Source organism: Paraburkholderia eburnea (assembly GCF_002917095.1).
Taxonomy (GTDB): domain Bacteria; phylum Pseudomonadota; class Gammaproteobacteria; order Burkholderiales; family Burkholderiaceae; genus Paraburkholderia; species Paraburkholderia eburnea.
In genome coordinates, this window is the sequence record NZ_PQGA01000008.1 from 15975 (window position 1) to 41935 (window position 25961).

Sequence of the window (25961 nt, forward strand, 5' to 3'; positions counted from 1 at the left end):
GGCGCTTCACCCGCGGCCCATCACCGCCTGAATATGATTCTCGACGCCCGTGAGATTCCTGCCGGCACGCTGCTGCATACGGACCTGTGCATCGTGGGCGCCGGCGCTGCCGGCATCACGCTTGCACTCGCGCTCGAAGACAGCGGGCTCGACGTGATCGTGCTGGAAAGCGGCGGCGACGACGCCGAGCCTCAGACGCAGCAACTCTACGCGGGCACCGTCGCCGATACGCGCCTGCATCCGCCCGCGGACAATTACCGCGTGCGCCGCTTCGGCGGCTCCACCACGCTCTGGGGCGGCCGCTGCATGCCGCTCGATGCGCTCGACTTCAAGGCGCGCGAGCATATCGCCCATAGCGGTTGGCCGATCACGCTTGACGATCTTCTGCCGTTCTATCCGCAGGCCAATGCGTTGTGCGAGGCAGGCGACTTCACGTACACCACGCGCGAATTCGCGCAAACGCTGCCGCCGATGATTGGCGGCCTCGCACACGAGCGCTTTACGACCGATACGCTCGAGCGCTTCAGTTGTCCGACCGATTTCGGCAGCCGCTATCGTGCGCGCCTCACGAATGGCCGCGTGCGCGTGCTGCAGCACGCGAATCTTGGCACGCTGCCGATGCAGGACGGCTGCACGCGACGCGTGGGCAACGCCGTGGTGCGCGTGCTGGGCGGTGCGACGTTTGGCGTGGCCGCACGCGCCTATGTGCTCGCGACGGGCGGCCTCGAAGTTCCACGCCTGCTGCTCAACAGTCCCGGCCCCAGCGGGCGAGGACTGGGTAATGCGCACGACGTGGTCGGCCGCTATTACATGAGCCATCTCGCAGGCACGATCGGCACAATCGATCTCGCGGCCGCATCTTCGGTCTGGCACGGCTATGACGTATCGGAAGAAGGCATTTATTGCCGCCGTCGCCTTGCGCTGCGCGAGCAGGCGCAACGCGCGCTGGGTGCGGGCAACTTCATCGCGCGGCTGCATCACCCGCGCATTCCCGATGCCGGTCACGGCAACGGTATTTTGTCCGCGCTTTATCTCGCGCGCTTCATCGTGCCCTACGAATACGCGAAGCGCCTTTACGACGGCACGCCCGATGGTTACGCCGGCTCCACGCTCGCGCATTTAAAGAACGTAATTTCGGATGCGCCGGGCACCGCGCAATTCCTCTGGCACTGGCTGCGCAAACGCACGCTGGCGGATCGCAAGTTTCCTTCGGTCATCGTGCGGCCCGCGAATCTGCGTTTCAGCCTTGATTTTCACGCGGAGCAGGAGCCGAATCCGGCGAGTCGCGTGACGCTCGGCAATGACACCGACGCGCTCGGGCAGAGACGCATCCATATTGACTGGCGCTATACGCAGCAGGACGTCGCAACCGTGAGCCGCGCGCTTGAAGCGCTCGCTCAGGAAATCGGGCGCAGCGGCGTGGGCCGCTTTATCTACGACCCCAATGAAGTCGAAGCCGAAATGACGCGTTACGGCGCGTATGGCGGCCATCACATCGGCACCGCGCGCATGGGCGCCGATCCGCGCACGAGCGTGGTCGATGCGAATTGCCGTCTGCACGAAGTCGATAACGTCTACATTGCCAGCGCCGCCGTGTTCCCCACTTCGGGCCAGGCCAATCCCACCTTGAGCATCGTCGCGCTTGCGCTGCGTCTCGCCGCGCATCTGCGCGGCGCGGCAAATCCCGGCGTGCAAACTGGCACGCGATTCGCCGCGCCGACTGCTTGCCCTGCAACGTCCCTGTCTGAATCCGTGTGATGAAAACCCGCATTCTCGTACTCGGCGCCAACGGCTATGTCGGCCGCCGCGTGATTCAGGCGCTCGCCGCCACCGACTGGGCCGAACCGATCGCCGCCGGCCGCCGTGCCACCGCAGGCGTGCGCGCCGTCGATGCCACGGACGCCGCTTCGCTGGGCGCGGCGCTTGCCGATGTCGATGGCCTCGTGAACTGCGTCGCAGGCGCACCCGCCACCATCGTCGCCAATGCCCGCGCGCTGCGTGCGGCACTCGATGCACGTAACGCGGCCATACCGGTCGTCTATTTCAGCTCAATGGCCGTTTATGGCGGGGCCGTCGGACACATCGACGAAGAGGCCGCGCTCAACGGCGAAAGCGCCTACGGCATCGCGAAGACGGAAGCGGAGCAAATACTGGCGTCGTGCCCTTCGGTCACTGTGCTGCGCCCCGGCTGCATTTATGGCGGCGGCAGTCCGCAATGGTCCGTGCGAATCGCGCAATTGCTGCACGCGCGCCGCCTGGGTGATCTTGGCGCGGCCGGCGACGCCTGTAGCAATCTCGTGCATATCGATGATGTCGTGCGCGTCGTGCTTGCCGCGCTGCGCACGCCTTCGGCGGCGGGCCGCGCCTACAATCTCGCAATGAGCGATGCGCCGCGCTGGAACGAATATTTCATCGCCTATGCACGCGCGCTGGGCGCAACGCCGGTCGGGCGCATTGGTGCGCGGCGGCTCAAGTTCGAAACCAGGGTGCTGGCGCCTGCGCTGAAAATCGCCGAAATCGCAGGCCGCAAAGTGGGCGTGCGCCGTCTTCCGCCGCCCGTGCCGCCTTCGCTCGCGCGTCTTTGGCAACAGGACATCCGGCTCGACGCGCGCCGTGCCGAACAGGCATTCGGTCTCGCCTGGACGCCGTGGCAAGCCACGTTGCAGGCCGAAGCACAGGGCCAGTCGGTCACTGATTCGGCATCCTGATCAACCACGCACACCACGCCTGACACCCGCGGTCAGCCCGCTCCACAACGCCGCAAGCGGCGCCACGCCCAGCAGCCGATGTGCGGCCCACGCCGCGATCGCGCCATTGACCACTATCGCGAACGATGCGGCAGCCGCCGCGCCGACGCTTCCGCACAGCGGAGCCAGCACGGCAAGACCGATCAGCAGCCCGGTCACCGAATAGAAGTTGATGCGGTAAAGCACCGACGTATGCGCCGTCATACCGAGCAATTCGGGCATCGCGGTAAAACAGGCCGCTGCGAGTTGACCGAGCGCGAGCACGCGCAGCGCGCTGGCGCCCGCGCCATAACCTGCGCCGAACAATGCGAGCAGCCGTTCCGGGAACAGCAGCATGCAGGCCGTGAAAGGCAGAGCGAGACACAAGACGATGCCGACCGCTTGAGCCGCGCTGCGTTGCAGGCCTTCCCTATCGTGGCGTGCGTAGAGACTCGCGAAACGCGGCGCGGCCATACCCGTCACGCCGCTGATCAACAGGTTGACGACCAGCGCGAGCCGCCACGCCAGCGCGAACAATCCTGTTTCGCGCGAAGTCGCGACGATCCCCAGCACGATCGCGGGCGCCGAGGTAATCAGCAGCTTCGTGAATTCCAGTGCGAACAGCGACAAGCCGGGTTTGAGCAGGCGCAGTGCTTCCGTTGCCGTGGCTGACGTCGCGCCCTCGGGCATGGCGTCGAGCGCACGCCTGAGCAAAATCGCACCTGCCAGCGCGGTCAGCGCATAACTTGCGGCAATCAATATCAGTGCGCGCACAACGGTCATGCCGCCCGCGAGTTCAAGCGGAATCGCCGCAATACAAAAGATGGCGGGCCACAGCCACGAATAGATCATCTGGCTCAAGCCCACACGCTGCAACCCCGCCAGCGCGCCCGCAAACGCGGCACAAACGTTTTGCGGCACGAATGCGAGTGCTCCCAGCACCAGCGGCCACGCCAGTTCAGGCTTGTGCAGCACATGCCGCGCGAGCATGACGGCGCTCGCTGCAAGCAGAACCGACACCGTCACGGACGCCAGCGAGACCAGCGCCAGCGCACGCCGGATCGTCGGACGCACGGCGCTGGAGCGGCCCGAAGCCACGTCCATGGCAAGCTGCCGCGTGAGAGCCTGATCGATGCCCAGCCGTCCGAAACCCGCGAGCGCCGCCATCGTGCTGAACACGATATAAAAGTTGCCCGTCTGGACCACGCCCAACGCAGCTGCGATCAGCAGATGGAAACCGTAGCGACTAGGCAGATCGAGCAGGCGCACGCCGAGGCTGATCAGCGAGCCGCGGACGATCGAAGCGCCGCTCGATGCGGGCGCGATGGGGGAGTCGCTCACGTGCGTTTTTCCGGTGGCAAGGATCGAAGCAAGAGATCAGGACGCCGGGCCGCGCAGCACGAACAGCGTCACGCTTTGCGGCGGCAGCGTCGCGCGCAGCACGCCGTTCGTGTAATGCACGTCCTGCGCGCGCGCGAGCTGGTTATTCGCGAGCTGCCAGGTCTGCGCCACGCCATGTGCCGCGAAGTTCGCGATCGAAACAGCGGTTTCGGCCGAGCGGTCCAGCTGCTTGTTGATGACGACGAGCGTGAGCGCGTGATCGCTGTCGCGCAGCGCGGCGAATGCGGCGACCGTATCCGGATCAGGCACGTTCGCCGCCACGCTGGTCGTGCCGAACGCGCCGCCGTTACCGTCGTAGTTGCGATAGAGCTTGATCGCCTTGTAGACAGGCATCGACGGATCGATCGTGCCCCAGCGCGTGGCGATATCGAGTCCCTCGCGCCCGAAGATGCCAAGCAGGTCCGCCTGGGCGGTCGCGCCGTTCATCAGCGTTTCGCCGCCCCAGTTGTATTCGGTCAGCGCGATAGGCGTGCCCGGATAGTAGTACGTATCGGCCCAACGGCGCATCAGCGGAATCAGCGCCACGACGCTGTTGATCCACGTGGGGTCCGTGTAGTGCGGGTCCCAGAGATCGCGCGTGGAGCGGTTGCGCTTGAGCGCGATGTCGGGTGTATCGGCTGCGCCGCTTTCCGCGTATTCGCCGCCCTGAGGGTAGAAGTGCAGGCTGAACACATCGACGGGATGTCCCGCCGCCTTCCATTGCGATAGCAGCCACGGCACATAGTCCATGCCCTGGGTTTCGTTTTCGCGGTCGGGCGCGTGGTCGTAACCGTGCGCAACGGCGTTCTGCTGGTCGAAGCCGCTGTGGAAATAGCCGGCCCAGCCCCACTCTTCCGGCGCGATCACCTTCGCCTGTGGATCCGCCGTCTTGACGGCTCGCGAGTACGCGATCGTCTTATCAGCGATTTCGCGCGCATGAGCACCCGTGGGATGCACGTCGCGATGGATCAATTGCCACAGACTGGGTTCGTTATCCATAGCGTAATACCGCACGCCGCCTGCATTCGCGCCGCCAAACTGCGTGACCAGTGCAACGACACGGGCCTGCTCGTTCTGCGGATCGTCGGGCACGCTCGCGTCGTTCGGATCGTTTCCCGTGATCGACGCGCCGCCCATTGCCACGCCATTTCCCGCGTCGCGTGTGCCATCGACATCGAAATTGGGCTGCGGGCCGTATTTGGCGATCGAAAAGCTCGCCAGCGTTTGCCGCTGCGGCCCCACCTTCGCTACGCGGCCCAGCATCGGAATGGTCAGGATGGGCGTCGCGCCCGCGGCTTGCGTCAGCGTCACGAAACGATCGCCGAACTGGTCGTTGATATCGGCCGGATTGACGGCGATGCTTTCGAAATACCAGTCCTTGCCCGCATTGCGTGCGTCGAGCCGCCAGTTATAGGCCGACGCGCTATTGCCGCCCGAGCGGTTGATCGGCACGCGCAGATCGCGCAGCGTCGCCGTCGTGCCAAAGTTGACGCCGTAAATCAGTGGGCTGATCGGGCGACGGTTGGCCGCGGCATCGACGCTAATGGCCACCGGCGCGGACGTGCTGGACGTCGCCTCGGTGCAGGACGCCGTGCCCGAAAGCAGCAACGCCGCCGCGAGCGGCGCGATGAATGTTCTAGGACGTCGCGTGCGCGGCATTATCGCTCCGTGAATCGGGGTCGTCATCCAGACCGCCCGCTCGCCAGACATAGACGAAGATCGCAAGGATTACCGCAGTCTCGCCAGGCGTAAGCGTGGGTGGGTAGAAAAACGAAATCAGCAGGATATAGATGAGGTAATCGAACAGCGCGCCGAGGAAATCGTCGTCCACCTTCGCGCGCAGGCGCCGGTAGATGAACATTCCACGCAACTGGAAAAACAACAGGATCGTCGCGCCGACCAGGCCGTACTCGAACACGATGCCCAGCCAGGTAATATCGGCGAGAAAAAAGAAATGGTGGAACCAGGCGATCAGGCTGTTATGGCTCGTCGGGCTGATCGTGCCCACACCGAACAGCCAGCGCATCGGCTCGCTGCCCAGGAAACGCGTGGCGATTTCGATCGAAATGCGGCGCGTGTCGAAGCCGCTTTCCGCACCCGTGCTGAAGGTCGTCGCCAGATAGCCCGCCGAGAACATCGCCATTAGCGCGAACGGCGCGCATAGCAGCAAGACGATGCGCGCGAGCGGCCGCGCCCACAAAATCGTATTGATGACCAGCACGCCCGTGATGCCGATGATCATCGCCCGCGTCTTGACGATCAGCAATGTCACGGCGAACGCGACGATCGCGCCGAACAGATAACCCGCGTGACGCTCGAAGACGGCGCGACGATAACAGAAGAACAGCAGGATGATGGGAAAGTACATCGACATGCGGATACGGTGGCCGCGACTGTCGTTCGTGAAAAACGGCGCCTGCCCCACCACATATTCGTTCTTGTACCAGCCTGCGGGCACGACGGCCCACATCACGATCAGCGCGACGATCACGATCATGCCCGCGACGATGAAACTGCGCTCAAGCTCGTGCAGCGTCGGCTCTAGCGCCAGCAGTAAGGCGAGGAAAGAAAAAAAATAGAGTAAAGGCAGTAATTTCACCTGGGCGGTAATACTGGTGAAAAAGCCTTCGTGGAAATAAAACATCGCCGCGAAGCTCGGAAACAACACGAGCCACGCGAAGCTGATGAGAATTTGCCGGGTGACCGGAAAGCGCGGCTGGCCCGCGAGACGCAACACCGCTGGCAGGGAAAGAACCGGAAACGCCTTCGACAGCGCCCACAGCGGCGCAAGCGCGCTGATGTAGTGAAAGGTCTGGCCAAACAGCGGCAGCAGCGCGAGCAGCCAAAGCACGACGCGCACGCGCGCCGGTTCGGCTGAAAAGACAGGGGCAAGCGCGGCCGTCGGTGAGGCTGTTTCCATCTCGTACAAAATGTTCTGCCTGAAAATGCAGCCTGAAAGTGCTGCGCGAGTTCGCGCCCTGCGCCACACCTTTAGTACACAACGGAACTGTTCGTGATGGTGTAGTCGAGACCCCGATTGAACGGCAGCACCTTGTCGATGTACTGCTCGACCCACTGATCGACTTCGGCAATCGACGATTTCGGCACGAAGATCGTGTCCGAGGACTGCAGCACGACGTCCTGGTTCGAATCGCCCTGATGCGTGAGCGAATCGAGATTGATCGTGTGCAGCATCGGGCGGCCATCCGGGCTGCGGCGAATCAGCACAACTTCGTTGGTGCGCGCCGTGTCGAGCAGACCTTGCGCGGCGATGATGGCCTGCAGCACGCTCATGCCCGGACGCAACGCGACTTCGCCGGGCTTGCCCACCTGGCCGCCCACATAGACTTGCGATGACGTCTGCGCAATCGCCACCGCCGCGTGCGCATTACCCGTGACACCGTTGGCCGCGAGCGCCTTATTGATGCTCTCGCCCAACTGCGCGACCGACAGCCCCGCCGCCGGCAGCGTGCCTGCGAACGGCATCGTCAGCGTGCCGTCCGGTGCAACCGGGCCGCGATAGTTGAGTTCGCCATTGAAAGGCAGCACGACGGAGAGTTCGTCGCCGGCCTGAATGCGATAGACGGAAGGGGTCGAATCGACCCATGTGGCGAAGCTGGCCGGTCGCTGGTATTGCGGCGCCACCCAGGTGCGGGTACAGGCGGTCAGCATCATCAGCACCAGGACAAAAGCCGGGCGAATTGTCTTCATCGAGCGTGTAGTGCGTGTAATTGATGGCGCTGACTGCCCGTTCCCGGGGCGCAAACGATAAAGTCTGCAAAGTGTCATCAGGGAACGACAGGGCCCGCGCGAATTTTATAGAAATACCGGCTGAAGCATGTTTTCTTACGTATTATATGCGCCTTCGGTATCTAACCTGTGGGCCGGGAACCACAACCTTATGGTTATTACAACTAGGACCAGGCCTGAGCGCAGAGCAGCAGTTGTCGATTTGACGATCCGGGATTATCTCAACACGTTTTTTTATTACCGCAAGATTGCAGCAGCGGTATTTCTTGCCATTGTTACAGTCGGCGTTGTCATCGCGCTGGCGGTACCGATGCCCTATCGTGCTCAAGCGACGCTGCTCGTGCTGTTCGCGGGTTACTACGACCAGTCCAACAGTACCAATGGTTCCGCCGGCCTGCAGCCCGCCGCTGGCCAACTCGATAGCGTCGAGGCACAGATCCTCAGCAGCCCTGAACTCCATCGAGACGTCATCATTTCGAAATTGGGGCCGAGCGCAAGCGAGCGCCAGATCAACGCCCAACTGGCGGATTTCGAGCATCGTCTGCATATCGAACAAAACGATCTCGCCAACACGATCCTGCTGAACTACTCCGACGCCGACCCGAAGGTTGCCGCCGACGCGCTCGCGCGCCTGCTCGATAAATATTTTCGCCGCCGCGCGACGATCTTCACGTCGGGCCGCGTCGATTTCCTGAGCGGCGAGCGCGACGCGGTGAAAACGCAGCTCGACCGCGCCAACGCCGATCTGCTTACGTTCCAGAAGATGCACGGCATCGTCGATGTGGACGACCAGATCTCGCGCGCCGTGCTGCTCGAAAGCCAGCTCGTGCAGCACAAGCTGGAGAACGACACCCGACTCGCGCAGGACAGGGGCGAACTGAAATCGATGCAGGCGTCGTCGAAGGGCGTGCACGCGACCATTCCGATCTATACCGACGATTCGGAATCGGCTCACGCGCTGGACACGATGCAGCTTTCGCTGATGCAACTGGAGACGCGACGTGCCGATTTCGCCGCGCGCTATCTGCCGAACTCGCCGTTCGTGCAGCAGCTCGACCAGCAGGTCAACGACATGCGCGCCAATATCGCGCGCCAGAAACAGGAAATGACCACGGCCACGCGTCAGGGCCACAACGACTATTACGACGTGGTGCAGGGCAAGCTGTCCACGCTGAATGCGAGCATCGCCGGCGAACTGGCGCTGCAGCATGCGCTCGACGAGCAGATCAAGGACGCACGCACGCGCCTGAAAAACCTGAGTGACATTTCGAGCCAGATGCGTCAGTTGCTGTCCAATCGCGACATCCTCGCCGACAGCTTCAAGGACCGCTCGCGCCAGGTCGAGCAGGCAAAGATCCAGCAAGGCCAGGTCAGCCAAGTCAACAGCACCAATGTGCGTGTGATCCAGGCACCGTTTCCGCCTTCGGAGCGAAGCATACCGGGCAGCCTGATCGTCTCGGCTGCGGTGGCTGCGGGTCTGGTGATTGCCGCGCTCGTGGTCCTCGTGCTCGCCAGCATGCGCGAAACCTTCCTGAGCCCGGAGCAGGCCGAGCGCTCGCTGCTGCTGCCGGTGCTGGCCGCGCCCCTGATGCAGGGCGTCGCGAGCGTCGAAGCGCCCGCCGCCAGCCGCCCTGCGCGTCTGGCCTATGGACGCATGATCGCCGCGATCAACGCCAGCACCGAAGCCCATTCGAAGGTGGTGATGGCGCTGTCCTTCGGCAAGAACGATGGCTTGCAGGCCGTGATTCGCGGGCTGGCCGTCGAACTGGAGCACCGTTCGGCGAAACCCGTGCTCGTGCTCGACATGGCGTCGGCTCCGGATGCGCCACCGCTTTATGGCCAGCCCGACGCGCAAGGCCTGCTGCCCTGGCCGGGCCATGCCGCCGCGCGCGAGCACGCCGCGAGCGCGTCCACGGATGCGGGCGCCGACGCCTTGAGCGCGGACGGTCTTATCTACGGGCGCGTCGACGGCCACAACATCGTGGTCGCGCGCACGCGCAACGGCATGTTCCCCTCGTCGTGGCAGCAAACCCGCCAGCTCTTCGACGCCCTGCGTGAAGCGCACGACTACATCGTGCTGCACGCGCCGCCCGCGAGCCAGTCGTTCGCCGGTATCGAAAACGCGGCGCTGGCCGACGCGACGATTCTGGCCGTGCGCGCCGAATCCACGCGCAAGCCCGTGGCGCTGGGCCTGAAAACGCAGGTGCAGGACGCGGGCGGCCACCTGGTCGGCCTCGTGCTCACCCATCGTCGCGGCTATATTCCCGACTTCATCTACCGCTTCTTCTAATTACCGGCGACAGACCGGAATACCATGGCCCAAATCAGCGCGATTTTGCCGATCAAAACCCGGGGACGGCACTACGCCGATAACATCGGCCGCTGCGACATCCTGTTTTCGTCGCTGCGCCACTTCACGACGCCCGAGACCTTTCACCGCATCGTGCTGGTGGTGCCGCACGAAGAAGTCGACGAGGTCAAAGGCTACGCGAAGGCATGGTCCGATTTCCCGATCGAGGTGATCGACGAATCGCTGTACATGGGCATCTTCGCGGAGTTTTCGCAGCGCCATCAGATCCGCAACTGGCACCGCCAGCAAATCATCAAGCTGAATGCGCCGGAATGGATCGAAACCGAGTATTTCCTCGTGTTCGATCCGGACTGCTTCGCCACGCACCCCTTCACGGCGGACACGCTGATCCTCGGTGGCCGTGCGCTCACGCATCTGCAGCCGCGCAATGTCGAGCCGTATTACTGGAAGGCCTCCGCAAAGCTGCTCGACGTGGATCCGGGGCTGGATCGCGACGGCGTCTGGTGGACGCCGACGGTCCTCTCGCGCACGCTTTGCGTGAATCTGCAGCGAAGCCTCGAAGCCCTACACGGCACCGACTGGCGCCGCGTGCTGCTTGCGAATTACGCGCTCGACTGGACCGAATACACGCTGTACTGGCTTAACGCCGAGCGCGAAGGTTTGCTCGATCAGTATCACGTGGGACCGCAGCCAGGCCAGCGCGCACTGCACGCCAGCGAAAGCGTGTGGTTCGCCGACAAGATGGAAGAATGGAGCGCCGCGCAGCATTTCGCCAAGGACAGCGACGGCCTGTTCGCCGTGGTCCAGAGCAACACGCACATTCCGCTCGATGAAGTCGTGAAGAAGCTTTCGCCGTATTTCCCGATCAAGGTTCAGCCCTACGAACGCCATTTCGACGCGGCGCTCAAGGGCGCCGAGCTCTACTCCGCCATTGCGCGCCGCGGGCTCAAACTGCTCAACAAATTGCGCGGAATTGTGGCGGCTTGAACGTCGCCGGAGCGTACGTCCGCACCCATCGTCCTGTAAGAGCCGGCTTTATCAACCGGCTCTTGCCGTTTTCCGGCACCCATTTAGCTTCCGATTAAATCGATTTAACCGGAATGGCGTATGAAATAATTCACGCAAACGTTAGTGCGCGGACAAATTGATTAAATCAGCCGTCGAAAACGCGAAATTCGATACTGGCTGCCAGGTATTCCTCGCCCGAATCCAGTTCCCATGGCTAAGCGAGCAACGCCCCCGCGTAGCGCCGATACAACCATGCGGAGCACGTCGCGCTGACGCACAGCAGGACCAACCCTGCGAGGCCGCCCGCTGCGGCCTCGACACCTACGAAGCCATGCTGCCGCGCAGGCGTGGCGGCATTGTTGACGATCCACAGAATGATCGACGCCGGGAATATCGCAACCTGCTGCGTCAACAGAATGCTCCAGCAATGCCCTCGCGTGTCGGCCCATGCGGCGCGGAACTGCATCTACCGCCCGATCGCAACGTGAGTAGAAGATCTGGCCGCCGCCACGCCCGACGACATCGCCCAGGCCGTCGCAATGCTGGTGTCGTCGGACTATCTGACCGGCGAAATCCTGCTCACCGATGGTGGTCCGAACCTCACCTGAGGCCCGAATTCAAGGCCGCCCCGATCCATACTTTTTTCGTATCAAATACAAAATTTATCGGGATCGATTAAAATAAATCATGTACGAGACCGTGCCTCTGGCCAGCCGGTCCGCCAGAAATCCCTTATCGAGCCTATGGCCAGCAAGACACTTTTACGCCTCATGGAAGGCGTCCCGCGCGGGCAACCGCTCGACCCGCAGATGCTGCGCGATTGCGGCGTCAGCGCCCAACAGACCACCTACTTCGTCAGCGCCGGCTGGCTGCAACGCCTGTCCAAAGGCGCGTATCTGCTTGCGGGCGACGCGCCAACGCGCGCCGGCGTACTTGCGTATCTGGGCCGCCATGTCAGCGGCCTGCATATCGGCGGCAAGACGGCGCTCGACTGGCAAGGCGGACGGCTGAGCATCGACGCGCACACGCGTTTCGCGCTCTGGGCCCAGCGCCCCTATGTCATGCCCGATTGGGCAGACGCGCACCTGCCCCACACGCTGCAAACCACGCGTCTTTTCGACGACGCCTTACCGCCCGAGCTCGCCGTCGCGCCGCTGCCGAATCTCGATCCGTCGATTCTCGTTTCGCGGCCCGAGCGCGCCCTGCTCGAACTCGCAAGCGATATCGGCAAGCGGGGCGGCAAGGGCCAGGCACTCGACGAAGCCCTGGCGATCACGGCCACGCTGCACGATCTGCGGCCGAAGGTGCTCGACCGCCTGCTGTCCCACTGCACGCGCGTGAAGGTCGTCAAGCTCGTGCGTGACCTGGGCGCGGCAAGCGGCCATGCGTGGGGCCAGGATCTACAGCGTCACGTCGACCGGCTCGGGCCGGGCAAACGCTGGACGAGCAGCCGCAAGGGCGCGCCAGCCCTGAACCTCAAGGCCTGATCCCTAGCATCCCTAACAATAGGCGCCGGGCCCGCGTGTCTGGTCAGCCATTGCCGCCATGAAACAGCGTCAACCGGTTCGTAACCGAAGTCACGCCCTGGACCGAACGCGCCACGTCCTCGGCCTGACGGATCTGATCGCCGCTGCGCACGGTGCCGCTCAAGGTTACGGCGCCGCCGCGCGCGCGCACGAACACGCCCGATACGTCGAATCCCTGAGTCTTGTCCAGCGCGCGCCGTACCGCTTTGCCCAGCGCACGATCGGCTTTCGTCGCGTGGCCGTTGTGCGCGGGGGCCATGGCGGCGCCCGACGCCATCGGCATGCTGGCGGCCATGTCGTCGGACTGGGCATAGGCTGCTCCAGCCGCGAACAATCCAAGGGTCAGAGCGGTTACGAAACGCAAAGGTGCCGTTTTCATGTATGTCTCCAAGGGATCGACGTGGGGACGCGCGTGCCGCTCCCGCCAGCGCGCGCAGGTCGAAATACGTACCCTACGCCGAAACGGGCGCACGCTCCGCGTGGATGGCCAGGCGCCTTGTGCAGCGCAAAATCAAAACTTCGGACTTCAGGCACCGACCGGCGTAGTATTCCTTGCGATACATCGCAGTAGCCGACTTCCCTGCCTGTCTTTCCACCCGCGTCCATCAACGTCCAACCGCGACGATCAGAGACGATTTGCGAGGAGCACGTCCATGAACCACGCAGAGCTGCAGTACCTCACCACGGACTATCCGTACCGCAAGCAGTACGACAACTTCATCGGTGGACAGTGGGTCAAGCCAGCGGGCAACGAGTACTTCGACAATATCTCGCCGATCACGGGCGAACCGTTCACGGCGATTGCGCGCTCGCGCGAAGCCGATATCGAACTCGCGCTCGACGCCGCGCACAAGGCCAAGGACGCATGGGGCAAGACCTCGCCCACCGACCGCGCCAACGTGCTGAGCAAGATCGCCGATCGCATGGAAGCCAATCTCATGCGCCTCGCGGTGGCCGAAACGATCGACAACGGCAAGCCGTTGCGCGAAAGTTGCGCCGCCGACATTCCGCTCGCGATCGATCATTTCCGCTATTTCGCCAGTGCAATCCGCGCACAGGAAGGCTCGATTTCGCAGATCGACAACGACACCGTGGCCTACCATTTTCACGAGCCGCTAGGCGTGGTCGGCCAGATCATTCCGTGGAATTTCCCGATCCTGATGGCCACCTGGAAGCTCGCACCCGCGCTGGCAGCCGGCAATTGCGTGGTGCTCAAACCCGCTGAGCAAACGCCCGCCTCCATCCTCGTGCTGATGGAGCTGATCCAGGACCTGCTGCCGGCGGGCGTGGTCAATGTCGTGAACGGTTTTGGGCTGGAAGCGGGCAAACCGCTCGCCTCGAACAAGCGCGTCGCCAAGATTGCTTTCACCGGCGAAACCACGACAGGTCGGCTCATCATGCAGTACGCGAGCCAGAATCTCATTCCCGTCACGCTCGAACTGGGCGGCAAGAGCCCGAATATCTTCTTCGCCGATGTCATGGATCACGATGACAGCTTCGTCGACAAGGCGCTGGAAGGCTTTACGATGTTCGCGCTCAACCAGGGCGAGGTCTGTACCTGTCCGTCGCGTGCGCTCATCGACGAAAAGATCTACGACCGCTTCATGGAACGCGCGCTCAAACGCGTCGAAGCCATCACTCAGGGCCATCCGCTCGATACGAGGACGATGATCGGCGCGCAGGCCTCGCAGGAGCAACTGGAAAAGATCCTTTCGTATCTTGACCTCGGCAAACAGGAAGGCGCGCAGTGTCTCACAGGCGGCGCGCGCAACGCGCTAGATGGCGAACTCAAGAACGGTTACTACGTACAGCCAACTGTTTTCCGTGGTCACAACAAGATGCGCGTGTTCCAGGAAGAGATCTTCGGCCCGGTGGTATCGGTGACGACTTTCAAGGACGAAGAAGAGGCATTGCAGATCGCCAACGACACGCTCTACGGGCTGGGTGCGGGTATCTGGACGCGCGACGGCACGCGTGCCTATCGCTTTGGCCGCGCGATCCAGGCCGGGCGTGTGTGGACCAATTGCTATCACGCCTATCCGGCACATGCGGCGTTCGGTGGTTACAAGCAGTCGGGCATCGGGCGCGAGACGCACAAGATGATGCTCGATCATTATCAGCAAACCAAGAATATGCTCGTGAGCTATAGCGACAAGCCGCTCGGTTTCTTCTGACGGGTACACAACAAGCCGACACGGCACGCGCCTCGCCGCCCGGCGAGGCGCATTCGTTTCAGCAGGCGAATCAGGGGCGATTCGAATAAAATAAGGAGTTCATATCATGTCCGACGAAGTGCTGCGCGTGGTCGCGACTCCCGCGGCGCTCGCGCTGATCGACAAGCTCGTGGCCGAACATGGCGCGGTGCTGTTCCATCAATCGGGAGGATGTTGCGACGGCAGTGCGCCGATGTGCTTTCCCGCCGGCGAATTCATGGTGGGCGGCGTCGATGTGAAACTCGGCGAGATCGGCGGCGTGCCGTTCTATATGAGCGAATCGCAATTCGAATACTGGCAGCACACCCAGCTCATCATCGACGCGGTGCCTGGCAACGGCGGCATGTTTTCGCTCGAACGTCCGAGCGGGCTGCGCTTTCTCACCCGCTCGCGCCTCTACGACGACGCCGAAGTGGCGTGGCTCGGCCAGCATCCCGTCGAGCGCGCGGCAAGCTGATCGCGCATGCCCACAGCGCCACTCTGCAGATCCCTGACATCCGGTCCGATTGAGGCAGGATGGAGTCCCTGGCGAAGCGGCGCTTATTGATCGACTTGTTCGCCGCTGTGCTCCACCCGGTTGCGCCCGCTGCGCTTGGCCTTGTAGAGCGCGGCATCCGCAAGCCCGTAGGCCATGTCGAAACTCGTGCCGACCTCATTCGCGCTCACGCCGAAGCTGCTCGTGATGCGCCGGTTCACCGGCGCGCCGAATACATGGCTTTCGATGCTGGAACGCATGGTTTCCGCCAGTATCAGTGCATCGGCCAGCCCGTAGCCGGGCAGCACCACCGTGAACTCCTCGCCGCCCACGCGCCCGATAATGCCCTTGCTGCCCACGATGCGGCGCAGGCAATCGACGATGCCCAGAATTACCCTATCCCCGGCGGGATGGCCGTAGTCGTCGTTGACCTTCTTGAACTCGTCGATGTCGAGCAGCACCATGACCGCGCAATCGGTGCGCAGCGCCTTGGTTGCGCGTTCGATCACGGCGCTGCGATTGAACACATCGGTCAGGGCGTCGTGGGTCGCACGATATTGCAGTTGCTGCGTGAGCGCGTGCATCTCGCGCTCGGCGCGATCGCTGCGCCCGATCAGACGGCGCGTCTCGCGCATCAAGCGCTCGTAGTGGCCGATCAGTTCGCCCAGCGCGTGGCGGTAACACTGCGCATCCGCATTGGCATCGGCACGGATCGCGCGCGCCCTTTCCAGCGCCTCGCTCTCGCTCTGAAACAGGTCCGGCGCGTCAGGCGCCGATGCGTCCGCGGAGGAAGTCGTCACCACCATCGCTATCCTTAGATCGCCACCGGGCAATCGGTGAAATTGATCGCCGTAAAGTCGGTTTGCAATTCCTCGCCGAATTCCTGGATCGTTTCGTCCTCCTCATCGCGATACCAGTTCACTTGCACGCGGTTACCGGCAGCAGCCGCACGATCGAGGGCGTCGAAAATACTGAACAGCATCTTCGTGCTGGAGCTGTTGAAATACGTGAGCGTCACGTCCACCGTGATGGCGACATCGTCGCATTGCGCGAGCCACGCGCCCAGCCGTTCGATGACGGGTGCGTAGAATGCGGCGGCGTTTTCCGGGTAGGACTCGCCGCGCAGCGAAAGTACGTTCTGATCGAACTGGAAGTCGATTTCCGGCGAAGTCGCCGTGGCGGCAATATGTAGGTTTTCCATGGCAGTCACGGCAATCAGATGATGGTCTTCAGGCAAAAAAGCGTGGTCGCGGGATCGTCATCACGCGGATGAAAGGCGAATTCGAGCGGCGCGCTGGCGTCGCGCGCCATCGTGAGGAACCCCATGCCCGCACCCTTGCTTTCGGCGGGCGTTTCGGCACGCAACGAATTCTTGTAGGCCTGCTTGATCTCATCGACCGACATGCTGCGCAGCGGTTCGAGTTTCTCGCGCAGTTCGTCCACGGCGTTCGTGGCGATCGGATTGATGCACACCAACAGATGGCGTTCGCCATCACTTGTGATACACATTGCGCCTTCGCGAATACCGCCTTGCGTCTGGTCCGCCGGCAGCGTTTCGGACGAGTAATGCACGATATTCTGCGAAAGCTCGATAAACGACGAAAAGAGCTTGCGCCGCGTGGACCCGTTGACGCCCGCGACTTCGAGCTGAAGCTTCACGACTTCGCTCATCGCCGCGACGATGCTTTGGGAGAAGTAGCCTTTGTGCCAGAAAATCAGATTGCGCTGTTGCGCAAGCTCTAGAAAGGCGCTGTTCTGCTCCAGGAGTTCAGACATAAGTTTGATCAGCAATCTTAAACACGTGCAAAAAATAAGGTGACGTCGTCGCGGCGCGATTGGGCGCCTTGCCATTCGGTCAGTGCCTCCACGAGGCGCGCGCATATGGCGGAAGGCGTCTGCGCGCGATTCGCAAGAATCAGGTCGAGCGAGCGGCGCTTGCCAAAGGCAATCTTGCGCGCGCCGCCGATCTGGTCGGTCAGCCCGTCCGTCGAAACGAACAGGAGGCTGTCTTCGGGCAGCTCCACGGCATGGAGCGGCCACGCATAATCCGCGAGACTGTCGACGTAGCCCACGCCCACGCGCTCGCCAGCGATGGATTCGAACTGCTGGGCGTCGGGGCGCAGCACGTGCAGCGCGACGCGCGCGCCGGCAAACAGCAGTTGTTGCCGCGCGGCGTCGTACCAGAAGAACGCGGCGTCCAGCCCGTCGTTCGACTGCGGCGCATCGCCCGCGCCCTTGACCTGCCCGAGCAGGCCTTTGACGTTGCGATTGACCGCCGCCAGCAGCGTGGACGGATCACGCGGGCCGAGGCGTTCGAGCGCCTGCGAAAGCGAGGCGGAGGCCAGCAGCGTCATGAACGCGCCGGGCACGCCGTGGCCCGTGCAGTCCGCCACGGCGCCGAACCAGCCGTCCGCGAACGCCGCGAAGTGATAGAAGTCCCCGCCCACCACGTCGCGCGGTTCCCACACGAGCGCCGCGTCGGGCAGCATGGTCGAAAGCGCCTCGCGCGAGGCGCGCAGCATGGCCTGCTGGATCACGCTCGCATATTCGATGCTCTGCATGATCTGGCGATTCCTTTCCGCCTGCGTTTCTGCCACCGCGCCCAGCAGTTGCAGCCCGTTGCCAACGCCGGAAAAGCGGCCTTCGCGCGTCACAATGAAACCGTCAACCAAAGCCTTTTCGCCGACTTCGACGGTCTTGAAGGTGAGCGCTTCGATGCTCATGTCTGCATCGACGATCAGCGGTTCCTTGTCCATGAACGCGATACAGCTTTTCTTGTCGTAAAGCTCGCGATGGAATGGCTTGCTCATCTGCGACAGGAAAATATCGCGATTGATGAGGCCGATGGGACGATCGCCTTCGATGACAGCGAGACTAATCAGATCGCGGCGCGAATAGAACACCTCCATCACGCGCGAATTGGAATCCGAGGCGTCGATGGCAGGCGCCGACTGACACAGATCACCGGCGCAACGTGGACCTCCGGTCGGACCGGAACGGTGAAATTGCGCAAGCGCTGGATGCATGGCGAGCTGATTCGTCGGACAGGAAAATCAGCACGCTAAAGACTCTTTATGTCATTTTCGTTACATTCGCATAATGATTTTCGAACGTGAATGCTTTGATTCAGTCTGGTGTCAGATGGTTGCGGCGACAACGTTTGCGGGCCGGGCTTTATTGCAAGCTGTGTGGTAATGCCGCGCAATAAAGGTGGCGGGCCTGCTCAATCCCGTTCGCGCCAGCGTGCCTGAACCAGTCGTTCATGAGCAACGATCCGACCCGGCGCCACCAGTCGCCAATCGCCAATCGCCAATCGAAACGCATCACAGGGTCGCACCGTCTGGCGCACCGATGCCGGAATGATCTCCGCTTATTTGCGGCCCTGACAGAACTTGTCGAAGATCAAGCGATAGTGAAATCGTCACCGTTTAACGCACCGCCACCCCGGCGAACGCTGAAATTCGGATTATTCGCGTATTTACAAAGCGATATTTAGCCCAATCTAGCGAAACCGGCGACGCCGCACTTCAGGCAACGTGAGCGCCTTGAGTGTGAATCGCTGCTGCAAATCCCTTGCATGAGACCACGACGGTGATCGATCAGTCGAAAGACATCGAAGCCTCGCCTCACTTCATTCATAAGGATGACAAACTAAATGTCCATCTTTCCCTTGCTCAACGACCCGGCGCCTCGTACCGCATCCAAAACTCCCACGCCCCAGACGCCTTCACACCGCCGCGCGGCGATCGAAGAATCCCGATCCACAGCGCGCCACGTCCACCGTCGCGACGGCCGGGGACGCCCACCGCGCTATCAGTGGCCGCCCGAAATCGTCGCGCTCTTCGGCACCATGACCGACGCGCGCGTCGCGCAGATCACGGGCGCCTCGCTGCCCACGGTCAGCGCCAAACGGCGCCAGCTCGGCATCGAATCGGCGCGCGAGCGCGGCATCGTCGGCCATCACTGGACGCCCGAAAAACTCGCGCTGCTCGGCAAGCTCCCCGATACGGAAGCGGCGCGGCGCTTCGGCGTCGTGCCGCAAACGGTCGGCGCCATGCGGCAGAAGCTCGGGATCGCCCCCATGGCGCGCGCTATCGTCTTGAGTCCGGAAACGCTCGCCCTGCTCGGCAGGCAAAGCGATGCTTCGCTGGCGAAACAGACTGGCGTAAGCACGGGCGTAATCCAGCGCGCGCGTCTCGCGCGCGGCATTCCCTGCTGCAAATCCGTTCACTGCTGGACCGACGACCAGATCGCCCTGCTCGGCACGATGTCCGACGCCAAGGTCGCGCGGCTTCTCGATCTGTCCGAGACGGTCGTGAACAAGAAACGCCGGCGGCTTGGGATCAGTCGTGCGCAGCATCAGTGGAGCGCCGAGGAGCTGCAGCTTCTCGGCACGCTGCCGGATGCGAAGGTCGCACGCCTCATCGGCGTGTCCACGGTGTCGGTGCGCCTGCAGCGCCGCAAGCTGGGTTTCGCCGCGGTGGCCGACCGTGAACGCAAGCGGCAATGCAACTGGACCACGCCGGCGGCAGCGCAGACTCCTTTCAGGCATGGGGGCGAGCCGCCGGGCAACTGGCAGGAGGAAGGCCTCGCGCTGCTCGGCGTCGTGCCCGATCTGGAGCTGGCCTGGCGCTTCGGCAAGAACTACAACACCGTGCGTTATGAGCGCGTGAAACGCGGCCTTCCGCCCGTACGCGCGCGCCGCCAATGGACTGACGAGCAGATTGCGATGCTCGGCACGGTGAGCGATTCGGTGGTCGCGGAGCACATGGGCTGCAGTAACACCACCGTGTATAAAAAGCGCACGGAATTGGGCATTGCGCCGGCCAGGCATAGATGGACGCTGGAGGAGATTGGCCTGTTCGGCAAGATTTCTGATTTCGAATTGGCTAAACGCATCGGCTTATCGGCGAAAACGGTCAATCTGAAGCGACGCGCGCTAGGGATTGCGCCGTTGCGTAGTCAGGGTAGCCGCGTCGCCAAGGTAGCCATTACCGCGATGCCCGCTGCCTCACCCACGCTGCCTGATCGAGACGCACTTGAATATGCGCCTTGATAGGTGCGTTGAACAGCTAGAATCGCGCCGTTCCTGACTATTGCGCCCGCGAGCCGCACGTTCGACCACATCAGGCCGCATATGGCGCGCCTGTTCGCGCGCACGGAGTTGAGTTACTGCAACGGTAACGCGGCGCGCGTTTAGTCCTAAGCCATTTTTTGCGTCGTCTTGACGCGTGCGTGGGCGCGTCGATGATCTGCGATCAGCAAGCGCTTTCCCCGCCTTTTATCAGGAAAGCGCTGCGGAACGTTTATATACATGACCGATGAATCTGAATTTATTTAAAGACTCAGAAGTCCACGGTGGTAAATCGTGAAAAAAATTCCGCAACCTAATGCGTATGGCATATAAAGGGATTTTTTACCGAAGCCTGCGCTCGACAGCGCTAAAACACTGCGCCGGATCGGCCTGACAACGCATCGCCTTGCCGCGTCATCAACTAAAATCCATTCCCCATATTATTCGCCTCGCCATCTATCATCATTCGCCGGATTTAAATTAAAATACCGCACCGCTCGCAATATCACCGCGAGAAAAGAAAAACATCAGCATAAAATACCTGCCAGCGGCAAACCGGAAAAAATGACGAAACCGAAGTTTGCAATGAGTTGACAGTTGAATGGCCGGCATGGATTAAAAACCATCATAACCGGGGAATATCACTGACAAGAAAAACGATCGCCGTCGAATGACGACAAAACGACGAAACAAGCGGCGAATATCACGCATAGACCAGACCAATCATGCAGTGCCCAACCAAGCCTTTGCTACGCCCAGTCCACTCCGTCCCGCCTCGGTTCGTCGCGCTCGCCGCGCTGCTGACCGCCGTGCCCGGCCTCGCCCTCGCCGATTGCATCGACGACGCGGCTGCGTTCCAGCACGTCAACGTGAGCCTCATGCGCGCCATTGCGCAGGTGGAATCCGGCACCCAGACCAACGTCGTCAACCGCAACAGCAATGGCACGGTCGATATCGGCCTCATGCAGATCAACAGTTCATGGCTGCCGCGCCTCGCGCAGGCGGGCATCACCGAGCAGAGCCTCTACGATCCCTGCACCAATGCTTACGTCGCGGCCTGGATTCTCGCGGAGAACATCCGCCAGTTCGGCCCGACATGGAATGCGATCGGAGCGTATAACGCCGCGTCGCCCGACAAGCGGCTCGCCTATGCGCAGAAGGTCTACGCCACCGCGCAATCCATCACCCGTTCGCCGGACTCGCCCATGCCCATCCTCCCGCCCTCCTATACGCCGCCCGCGGGCGGCTACAACCCGTTTTCGAATCTCGAAGTCACGCAGGTCCGCATGAACGCGCCGCGCACCGCTCAAGCAGCGCCGGCCGCCCTGCCAGCTTCGCCGGCGATCGCGCAGGGCGCGGCGCCCGGCGCTTACAGCTTCGGCTGGACCGTGACCGGCTCGGACGACGTGAAGCCCGTACAGGTGTTCGACGACGGCGCGAAAATCTACGTCCAGTTCAGCGACATGAAGCGCCCGCCCGCGATTTTCGCGGACACGCCGCGCGGCCGCGTGCTGTTGCGCTGGGAAGCGCAGCCGCCCTACGCCGTGATTGCGTCGCTGGAGCAGACGCTGATTTTCCAGATCGGCACGATGGAGGCGCGCGCGCAAAAGACCGGCAATGGCGATACAAGGCGTCCTCTGCCGGTTGGCGCGCAAAACGCTGCTGCGCCGGATAGCACTGCGGCAAATGCGAAGGAAAAAGCCACTGGCACGCGCGGTGCATCTGCGCCATCGACAGACGCGCTCTGGTATCTCTCGGTGCCGCGTCAGGGTGCGCAGGTGCAGGCTCAGGTACAAGCGCAAACCCAGCCGCCAACGCCCGCCGCCGATAAAGCCACGCAATCCTCGGCGCAGCCCGCCACGTGGCCCGTTGCGCAAACGCCCTCCGCGAAGCCCCCGGCAGCACTCCAACCTCCGGCGACGGGCAATACGGGGACCGGCGCCCTGTGGTACGTCACGAAGTGACATCGACCGAACGGCACCATGCACGGCAAGAAACCCCTCAGTAAGTCGATGTTGTTGCCCGGGTCGCCCGCATCGGTCCAGGATCGTGTGCTGCGCATTCACCTCGCGCTCGCGGCGCTGCTGGCCGGCAAGGGCAACGGCCACCAACTGGCTGTGCTGATCGAGACCGCCTATCTCACGTGGTTCCTATGCGATGCAGGCGTTTGTCACGCGGATCACGCCGATTTTAAGGATGTCGAACGAATGATCGGCAACACGACGCACGATACCGATCTCGATCTCTACGCGCTGCGCGAAGATGACAAGGCGCTCGCGACCTGGCTGCTCGATCTGCACGAGCGTCAATTGCGGCGCGCGCCGGTTTTCACGGTGCGCAAGGCGCAGGAGCGCCTTGCCCATTTCGCGCGCAGCGAACGCGCCGCGCCGTGGCAGCGCGTGGCCGGTTAAACCTCGGCCGCGTGGCAGACGGCCTCGACGCGATTGCCCGCCGGGTCCACCAGAAAAGCCGCGTAGTAGTCGCGGTGATAATGCGCCCGCAAACCCGGTTCGCCATCGGAGCGGCCACCCGCCGCAAGCCCGGCCTCGAAGAACGCATCGACGTGGGCGCGTGTCGATGCCTTGAAGCACCAATGACGTTTGTTTTCGACAATCGCGCTCGCGTCCAGATACACGGCAAGACACGTCGATACCGTGTCGGCCGCATTGCAGCGCTCCCCATAGCCGAGCGCCGTGGGGCGGTCGTAGACCTTGCGCGCGCCCAGCGCGCTCATGATCGCATCATAAAACGGCCGTGCCGCGTCGAGATCGGACACGCCGATCGATACATGGTCGAGTAATTGCATCGTATGGCTCTGGTTGAGTTCGAGCCCATTCTATATGGACCTTCCCCCGATTCCGGCCCGCGCTCCCGCACACGGCGCCACGTCTTTTGGCGCGCATATCCGTAAAGCATTCTCGACGGCTATACTGGGCATCTCCTTTTCGTCCGACAAATCGCCGGAGTGCGAGTCATGCGGCCATCCGTATTCCCTTCACCGGCCAACGCGGCCGAACGAAATCGATTCCACGCGCGCTCGCTTCAGCATCAGCGCCCGCTTTCGTTCGTCACGATGGCGCTGTCGATCGGCGCGTATGCGTTGTTCGTGGCGGCGCGTGCGCTGCTTGTCGACGCACCCTTTCCGCTCTGGATTGCCACGCTCGCGGGCCTCGGCCTCGTGCTACTGGTGCTCGCCATTCCGCGCACGCGCTCCACAGCGGAATTCGGCCTGATCGGCGTGGCCTATGTGGTCATCATGCAGCTCGCCGCCAACGCACTGGCGCGCGGCACCGACGATCCGCTCGTCTGGATGACGCCCGTCGTCGTGGCGATCACGCTCTGCGCCGCGCCGCTGTGGCTCACGCCGCGCCACTTCGCGCTGGGCAGCGTTTGCTACTACGCATCGACGCTGCCGTTCGTGCTGGGCCTGCCGCACGACGTCGCGCGGCTTGCGATCTTCGGCGTTTGGCTGGTCATCGCGCTCATGACGGCCATCGTGTTTCACTTCGGCTTCTATCATTTCCGCTACCGTCATTTCCAGCTTGAAGAAGCGCTCACGACGCGCGCCGCTACCGACGCGTTGACCGGCGTGATGAACCGCCGTGCCTTTCTCGATGAAGCCGAGCGCTTCATCGCCGCGCGCCGCAAAGCGAGCCGCCCCGTCGCCCTGCTGTTCGTCGACATCGACCGGTTCAAGTCGATCAACGAGCAGTTCGGCCATGGCGCGGGTGACAAGGCGTTGCAGAACGTCGCCGATACGATCGTGCAGCACGCGCCCGAAGGCGCGCTGATCGCCCGCATGGGCGGCGAGGAATTCGTCGTGCTGGTCGAAGAGCGGCCGCCCGCGCCCATCGCGGGTCTCGCGCAGTCGCTGCGCCACGCGATCTCGCAGATCGCGCGGCCCGACGGTTTCGTGACCGTGAGCATCGGCGTGGCCCGCATGCAAGGCGAGGACAGCGAGGACGATCTCGCGGCGCTGCTCGAACGCGCGGACGAGGCGCTGTTCCGCGCCAGGCAGGCCGGGCGCAATCAGGTGGCCTTCGAACGCGGCGCGTCGCTGGTGGCCGTGCGCAACACGGCCGCACATGACGCCAACGACGCCAATAACGCCGTCCAGCAGATCAGCACGCCCGTCCAGATGCCGCGCATGCGCTGGCGCAACGTCACGCTGGTGTCGCATTTCCAGCCGCTCTGGAGTCTGCCGCGCGAAAAACTCATCGGCGTCGAAGCCCTGCTGCGCGGCGAGGACGACCAGGGCGGCCTGGTGCCGCCCGTCGTGCTGTTCGGCGGCCTGTCGGCTGACGAGTTGCGCGAGCTGGACGTGCTCGCGCATCGCTGCCATCTGCACAGCGCCGCGGGGCGCTTGCCCGACGGCGCGCGCCTGTTCCTCAACATCCTGCCGTCCACCTTCATCTGTCCCGGCTACGAGGCCGAACTCGCCGGCATGGTCGACGCGGCGGGCCTCGCGCCCGGCGACATCGTGCTGGAACTGCTCGAATCCGACGATGCGGGCCCGGATGCGCTGTCGCTGGCGGCCAACCGCTATCGCGACTGCGGCTTCCTGATCGCCGTCGACGACTTCGGCGCGCGCTATTCGAATCTCGACCGCCTGCTGCGCATTCAGCCCGATCTCGTGAAGCTCGACGGCGAACTGATCCGCGCACGCAATCGCCGCTCGGGGCGCCCCTTGCTGCGCGATCTGGTCACGCTGCTGCATCAGTCGGATATCGTCGTCGTGGTCGAGGGCGTCGAGACGACCGAGGAACTGGTACTGGCCGTCGAAGCCAAGGTCGACATCGCCCAGGGCTTCCTGCTTGGGCGCCCCAACGCGTCGCTCGCGCCCGCCAACACCACGCCCACGCGCATCGACCACGCCTTCGACCTCGCCGCCGAAGCCCGCGCGGCGCGTATGAGCCGCTTCGATTGCGCGATCCGTCCGTGGCTCGCCGGTCTCGCCGAAGCCAGCCGCCAGGTGCAAGCGGGCGTGCCGTACGGCGAATCGCTCGCGAGGCTGATGGCCGGGCCGCAATGCGTGCGCGCCTTCGCGCTCGGCCCCACCGGGCGGCCGACGCTGTTCGAGGCGCGCGGCGCGGCGCGCACCGAGCCGCCCTTGAGCCTGCACAACGGCAGCGACGCGGCCGGCGGACGCTGGGATCATCGCGCGTTCTTCTGGAGGGCGGCGCGCAACAACGGCCAGGCGGTCTACTCCGGCCCGATGCTCTCGCCGCTGACGAGTTGCCTGTGCGTGATTGCGTCGATTGCGATCGAGGTGGACAACCAGCAAGTGCTGCTGGCAGTCGAGCTGGACTGGGCCTCGCCCGACCTGCCGTGGCCGGAAGCGGCCTGAAGTTTCGGCGAAGGATCTTGCCGGTGCGCTACGAATGTTGTTTTCGACGCACGAAGGCACTAGCACGATCGTGCACAGCGCCGTCTGACAAGGCTCGAACAACACGGCTCCCGATGCGCGTCATTTTGTCGCCTATATAACCCTTCTCAGT

Annotated in this window: 22 protein-coding genes and 1 pseudogene; 12 read left to right on the plus strand and 11 right to left on the minus strand. The window is 63.2% G+C overall.

All coding sequences use genetic code 11. The features are described from left to right. Nucleotides 1–33: 33 nt before the first annotated feature. Both B0G62_RS16145 and B0G62_RS16150 read left to right on the plus strand, forming a co-directional pair. Nucleotides 34–1758 carry an FAD-dependent oxidoreductase gene (locus B0G62_RS16145; RefSeq protein WP_103705226.1) on the plus strand — a complete coding sequence of 575 codons (1725 nt, stop codon included), beginning with the start codon at nt 34–36 and terminating at the stop codon, nt 1756–1758. After that, complete coding sequence (locus B0G62_RS16150; protein ID WP_103705227.1) at nt 1758–2708, plus strand: NAD-dependent epimerase/dehydratase family protein; 951 nt, start codon at nt 1758–1760, stop codon at nt 2706–2708. The genes B0G62_RS16145 and B0G62_RS16150 overlap by 1 nt, the downstream gene beginning before the upstream one ends. Here B0G62_RS16150 and B0G62_RS16155 read toward each other — a convergent pair whose 3' ends face one another. From B0G62_RS16155 to B0G62_RS16170, 4 genes are all read right to left on the minus strand, one after another. Then, nucleotides 2709–4067, minus strand: coding sequence for an oligosaccharide flippase family protein (locus tag B0G62_RS16155; protein WP_244193273.1), 1359 nt, complete (start codon nt 4065–4067; stop codon nt 2709–2711). Between the two features lie 36 nt (nt 4068–4103). After that, on the minus strand, nt 4104–5765 hold the full coding sequence (locus B0G62_RS16160) for a glycoside hydrolase family 44 protein (RefSeq protein WP_103705228.1): 1662 nt from the start codon (nt 5763–5765) through the stop codon (nt 4104–4106). Continuing rightward, a complete protein-coding gene (locus B0G62_RS16165) occupies nt 5743–6966 on the minus strand; it encodes a hypothetical protein (RefSeq protein ID WP_167401281.1) in 1224 nt (407 codons plus the stop codon). Before B0G62_RS16165 ends, B0G62_RS16160 begins: the two co-directional genes overlap by 23 nt. 131 nt (nt 6967–7097) lie before the next feature. Continuing rightward, nucleotides 7098–7817, minus strand: a complete 720-nt coding sequence (locus tag B0G62_RS16170) for a polysaccharide biosynthesis/export family protein (protein ID WP_167401282.1) — start codon at nt 7815–7817, stop codon at nt 7098–7100. A gap of 349 nt (nt 7818–8166) precedes the next feature. Here B0G62_RS16170 and B0G62_RS16175 point away from each other — a divergent pair, with 349 nt between their 5' ends. After that, a complete protein-coding gene (locus B0G62_RS16175; RefSeq protein WP_167401283.1) occupies nt 8167–10146 on the plus strand; it encodes a GumC family protein in 1980 nt (659 codons plus the stop codon). Nucleotides 10147–10170: 24 nt separating this feature from the next. After that, entirely contained in the window at nt 10171–11154 is a 984-nt protein-coding gene (locus B0G62_RS16180) for a DUF6492 family protein (protein ID WP_103705232.1), read from the plus strand. A gap of 235 nt (nt 11155–11389) precedes the next feature. On the opposite strand, the gene B0G62_RS16185 is transcribed toward B0G62_RS16180, so the two are convergent. Next, nucleotides 11390–11587, minus strand: coding sequence for a hypothetical protein (locus tag B0G62_RS16185; protein WP_103705233.1), 198 nt, complete (start codon nt 11585–11587; stop codon nt 11390–11392). A gap of 91 nt (nt 11588–11678) precedes the next feature. On the opposite strand from B0G62_RS16185, the pseudogene B0G62_RS32205 reads away from it, so the two are divergent. Continuing rightward, a pseudogene (locus tag B0G62_RS32205) lies at nt 11679–11783 on the plus strand (short-chain dehydrogenase); the annotation flags it as partial. Between the two features lie 135 nt (nt 11784–11918). Beyond that, entirely contained in the window at nt 11919–12662 is a 744-nt protein-coding gene (locus tag B0G62_RS16195) for a type IV toxin-antitoxin system AbiEi family antitoxin domain-containing protein (RefSeq protein WP_103705234.1), read from the plus strand. 43 nt (nt 12663–12705) lie between these two features. On the opposite strand, the gene B0G62_RS16200 is transcribed toward B0G62_RS16195, so the two are convergent. Beyond that, a complete protein-coding gene (locus tag B0G62_RS16200; protein WP_103705235.1) occupies nt 12706–13080 on the minus strand; it encodes a BON domain-containing protein in 375 nt (124 codons plus the stop codon). Nucleotides 13081–13354: 274 nt separating this feature from the next. Between B0G62_RS16200 and adh the strand changes: the two genes are divergently transcribed. Both adh and B0G62_RS16210 read left to right on the plus strand, forming a co-directional pair. Beyond that, on the plus strand, nt 13355–14875 hold the full coding sequence (adh, locus tag B0G62_RS16205; RefSeq protein ID WP_103705236.1) for an aldehyde dehydrogenase: 1521 nt from the start codon (nt 13355–13357) through the stop codon (nt 14873–14875). A gap of 106 nt (nt 14876–14981) precedes the next feature. Next, on the plus strand, nt 14982–15371 hold the full coding sequence (locus B0G62_RS16210) for a DUF779 domain-containing protein (RefSeq protein WP_103705237.1): 390 nt from the start codon (nt 14982–14984) through the stop codon (nt 15369–15371). An 83-nt stretch (nt 15372–15454) separates the two neighbouring features. Here the strand turns inward: B0G62_RS16210 and B0G62_RS16215 are convergent, their stop codons facing one another. Genes B0G62_RS16215 through B0G62_RS16230 form a run of 4 tightly spaced genes read right to left on the minus strand, consistent with a single transcriptional unit; the run spans nt 15455 to nt 18415 of the window. After that, entirely contained in the window at nt 15455–16192 is a 738-nt protein-coding gene (locus B0G62_RS16215; RefSeq protein ID WP_103705427.1) for a GGDEF domain-containing protein, read from the minus strand. An 11-nt stretch (nt 16193–16203) separates the two neighbouring features. Beyond that, on the minus strand, nt 16204–16590 hold the full coding sequence (locus B0G62_RS16220) for a DUF1987 domain-containing protein (RefSeq protein ID WP_103705238.1): 387 nt from the start codon (nt 16588–16590) through the stop codon (nt 16204–16206). A 14-nt stretch (nt 16591–16604) separates the two neighbouring features. Further along, a complete protein-coding gene (locus B0G62_RS16225; protein WP_103705428.1) occupies nt 16605–17165 on the minus strand; it encodes a SiaB family protein kinase in 561 nt (186 codons plus the stop codon). Nucleotides 17166–17182: 17 nt separating this feature from the next. Beyond that, entirely contained in the window at nt 17183–18415 is a 1233-nt protein-coding gene (locus tag B0G62_RS16230; RefSeq protein WP_181315596.1) for a SpoIIE family protein phosphatase, read from the minus strand. A 629-nt stretch (nt 18416–19044) separates the two neighbouring features. Here B0G62_RS16230 and B0G62_RS16235 point away from each other — a divergent pair. The 3 genes from B0G62_RS16235 (at nt 19045) to B0G62_RS16245 (ending at nt 22874) form a co-directional block, all read left to right on the plus strand. Continuing rightward, a complete protein-coding gene (locus tag B0G62_RS16235) occupies nt 19045–20445 on the plus strand; it encodes a hypothetical protein (protein WP_103705239.1) in 1401 nt (466 codons plus the stop codon). Nucleotides 20446–21188: 743 nt separating this feature from the next. Then, complete coding sequence (locus tag B0G62_RS16240; protein WP_103705240.1) at nt 21189–22427, plus strand: lytic transglycosylase domain-containing protein; 1239 nt, start codon at nt 21189–21191, stop codon at nt 22425–22427. An 18-nt stretch (nt 22428–22445) separates the two neighbouring features. Further along, nucleotides 22446–22874 carry a hypothetical protein gene (locus tag B0G62_RS16245; RefSeq protein ID WP_103705241.1) on the plus strand — a complete coding sequence of 143 codons (429 nt, stop codon included), beginning with the start codon at nt 22446–22448 and terminating at the stop codon, nt 22872–22874. Here B0G62_RS16245 and B0G62_RS16250 read toward each other — a convergent pair. Beyond that, nucleotides 22871–23269 carry a VOC family protein gene (locus tag B0G62_RS16250; protein ID WP_103705242.1) on the minus strand — a complete coding sequence of 133 codons (399 nt, stop codon included), beginning with the start codon at nt 23267–23269 and terminating at the stop codon, nt 22871–22873. The genes B0G62_RS16245 and B0G62_RS16250 overlap by 4 nt on opposite strands. 168 nt (nt 23270–23437) lie before the next feature. Here B0G62_RS16250 and B0G62_RS16255 point away from each other — a divergent pair, with 168 nt between their 5' ends. Continuing rightward, nucleotides 23438–25810 (plus strand): bifunctional diguanylate cyclase/phosphodiesterase, encoded by a 2373-nt coding sequence (locus B0G62_RS16255; protein ID WP_103705243.1) that lies wholly within the window; start codon nt 23438–23440, stop codon nt 25808–25810. Nucleotides 25811–25961 lie beyond the last annotated feature (151 nt).

Coding starts and splice junctions, on each gene's coding strand:
- B0G62_RS16145 (WP_103705226.1), top strand. CDS start 34: ATGATTCTCGACGCCCGTGAGATTCCTGCCGGCACGCTGCTGCATACG.
- B0G62_RS16150 (WP_103705227.1), top strand. CDS start 1,758: ATGAAAACCCGCATTCTCGTACTCGGCGCCAACGGCTATGTCGGCCGC.
- B0G62_RS16160 (WP_103705228.1), bottom strand. CDS start 5,765: ATGCCGCGCACGCGACGTCCTAGAACATTCATCGCGCCGCTCGCGGCG.
- B0G62_RS16170 (WP_167401282.1), bottom strand. CDS start 7,817: ATGAAGACAATTCGCCCGGCTTTTGTCCTGGTGCTGATGATGCTGACC.
- B0G62_RS16175 (WP_167401283.1), top strand. CDS start 8,167: ATGCCCTATCGTGCTCAAGCGACGCTGCTCGTGCTGTTCGCGGGTTAC.
- B0G62_RS16180 (WP_103705232.1), top strand. CDS start 10,171: ATGGCCCAAATCAGCGCGATTTTGCCGATCAAAACCCGGGGACGGCAC.
- B0G62_RS16195 (WP_103705234.1), top strand. CDS start 11,919: ATGGCCAGCAAGACACTTTTACGCCTCATGGAAGGCGTCCCGCGCGGG.
- B0G62_RS16200 (WP_103705235.1), bottom strand. CDS start 13,080: ATGAAAACGGCACCTTTGCGTTTCGTAACCGCTCTGACCCTTGGATTG.
- adh (WP_103705236.1), top strand. CDS start 13,355: ATGAACCACGCAGAGCTGCAGTACCTCACCACGGACTATCCGTACCGC.
- B0G62_RS16210 (WP_103705237.1), top strand. CDS start 14,982: ATGTCCGACGAAGTGCTGCGCGTGGTCGCGACTCCCGCGGCGCTCGCG.
- B0G62_RS16220 (WP_103705238.1), bottom strand. CDS start 16,590: ATGGAAAACCTACATATTGCCGCCACGGCGACTTCGCCGGAAATCGAC.
- B0G62_RS16225 (WP_103705428.1), bottom strand. CDS start 17,165: ATGTCTGAACTCCTGGAGCAGAACAGCGCCTTTCTAGAGCTTGCGCAA.
- B0G62_RS16230 (WP_181315596.1), bottom strand. CDS start 18,415: ATGCATCCAGCGCTTGCGCAATTTCACCGTTCCGGTCCGACCGGAGGT.
- B0G62_RS16235 (WP_103705239.1), top strand. CDS start 19,045: ATGTCCATCTTTCCCTTGCTCAACGACCCGGCGCCTCGTACCGCATCC.
- B0G62_RS16240 (WP_103705240.1), top strand. CDS start 21,189: ATGCAGTGCCCAACCAAGCCTTTGCTACGCCCAGTCCACTCCGTCCCG.
- B0G62_RS16245 (WP_103705241.1), top strand. CDS start 22,446: ATGCACGGCAAGAAACCCCTCAGTAAGTCGATGTTGTTGCCCGGGTCG.
- B0G62_RS16250 (WP_103705242.1), bottom strand. CDS start 23,269: ATGCAATTACTCGACCATGTATCGATCGGCGTGTCCGATCTCGACGCG.
- B0G62_RS16255 (WP_103705243.1), top strand. CDS start 23,438: ATGCGGCCATCCGTATTCCCTTCACCGGCCAACGCGGCCGAACGAAAT.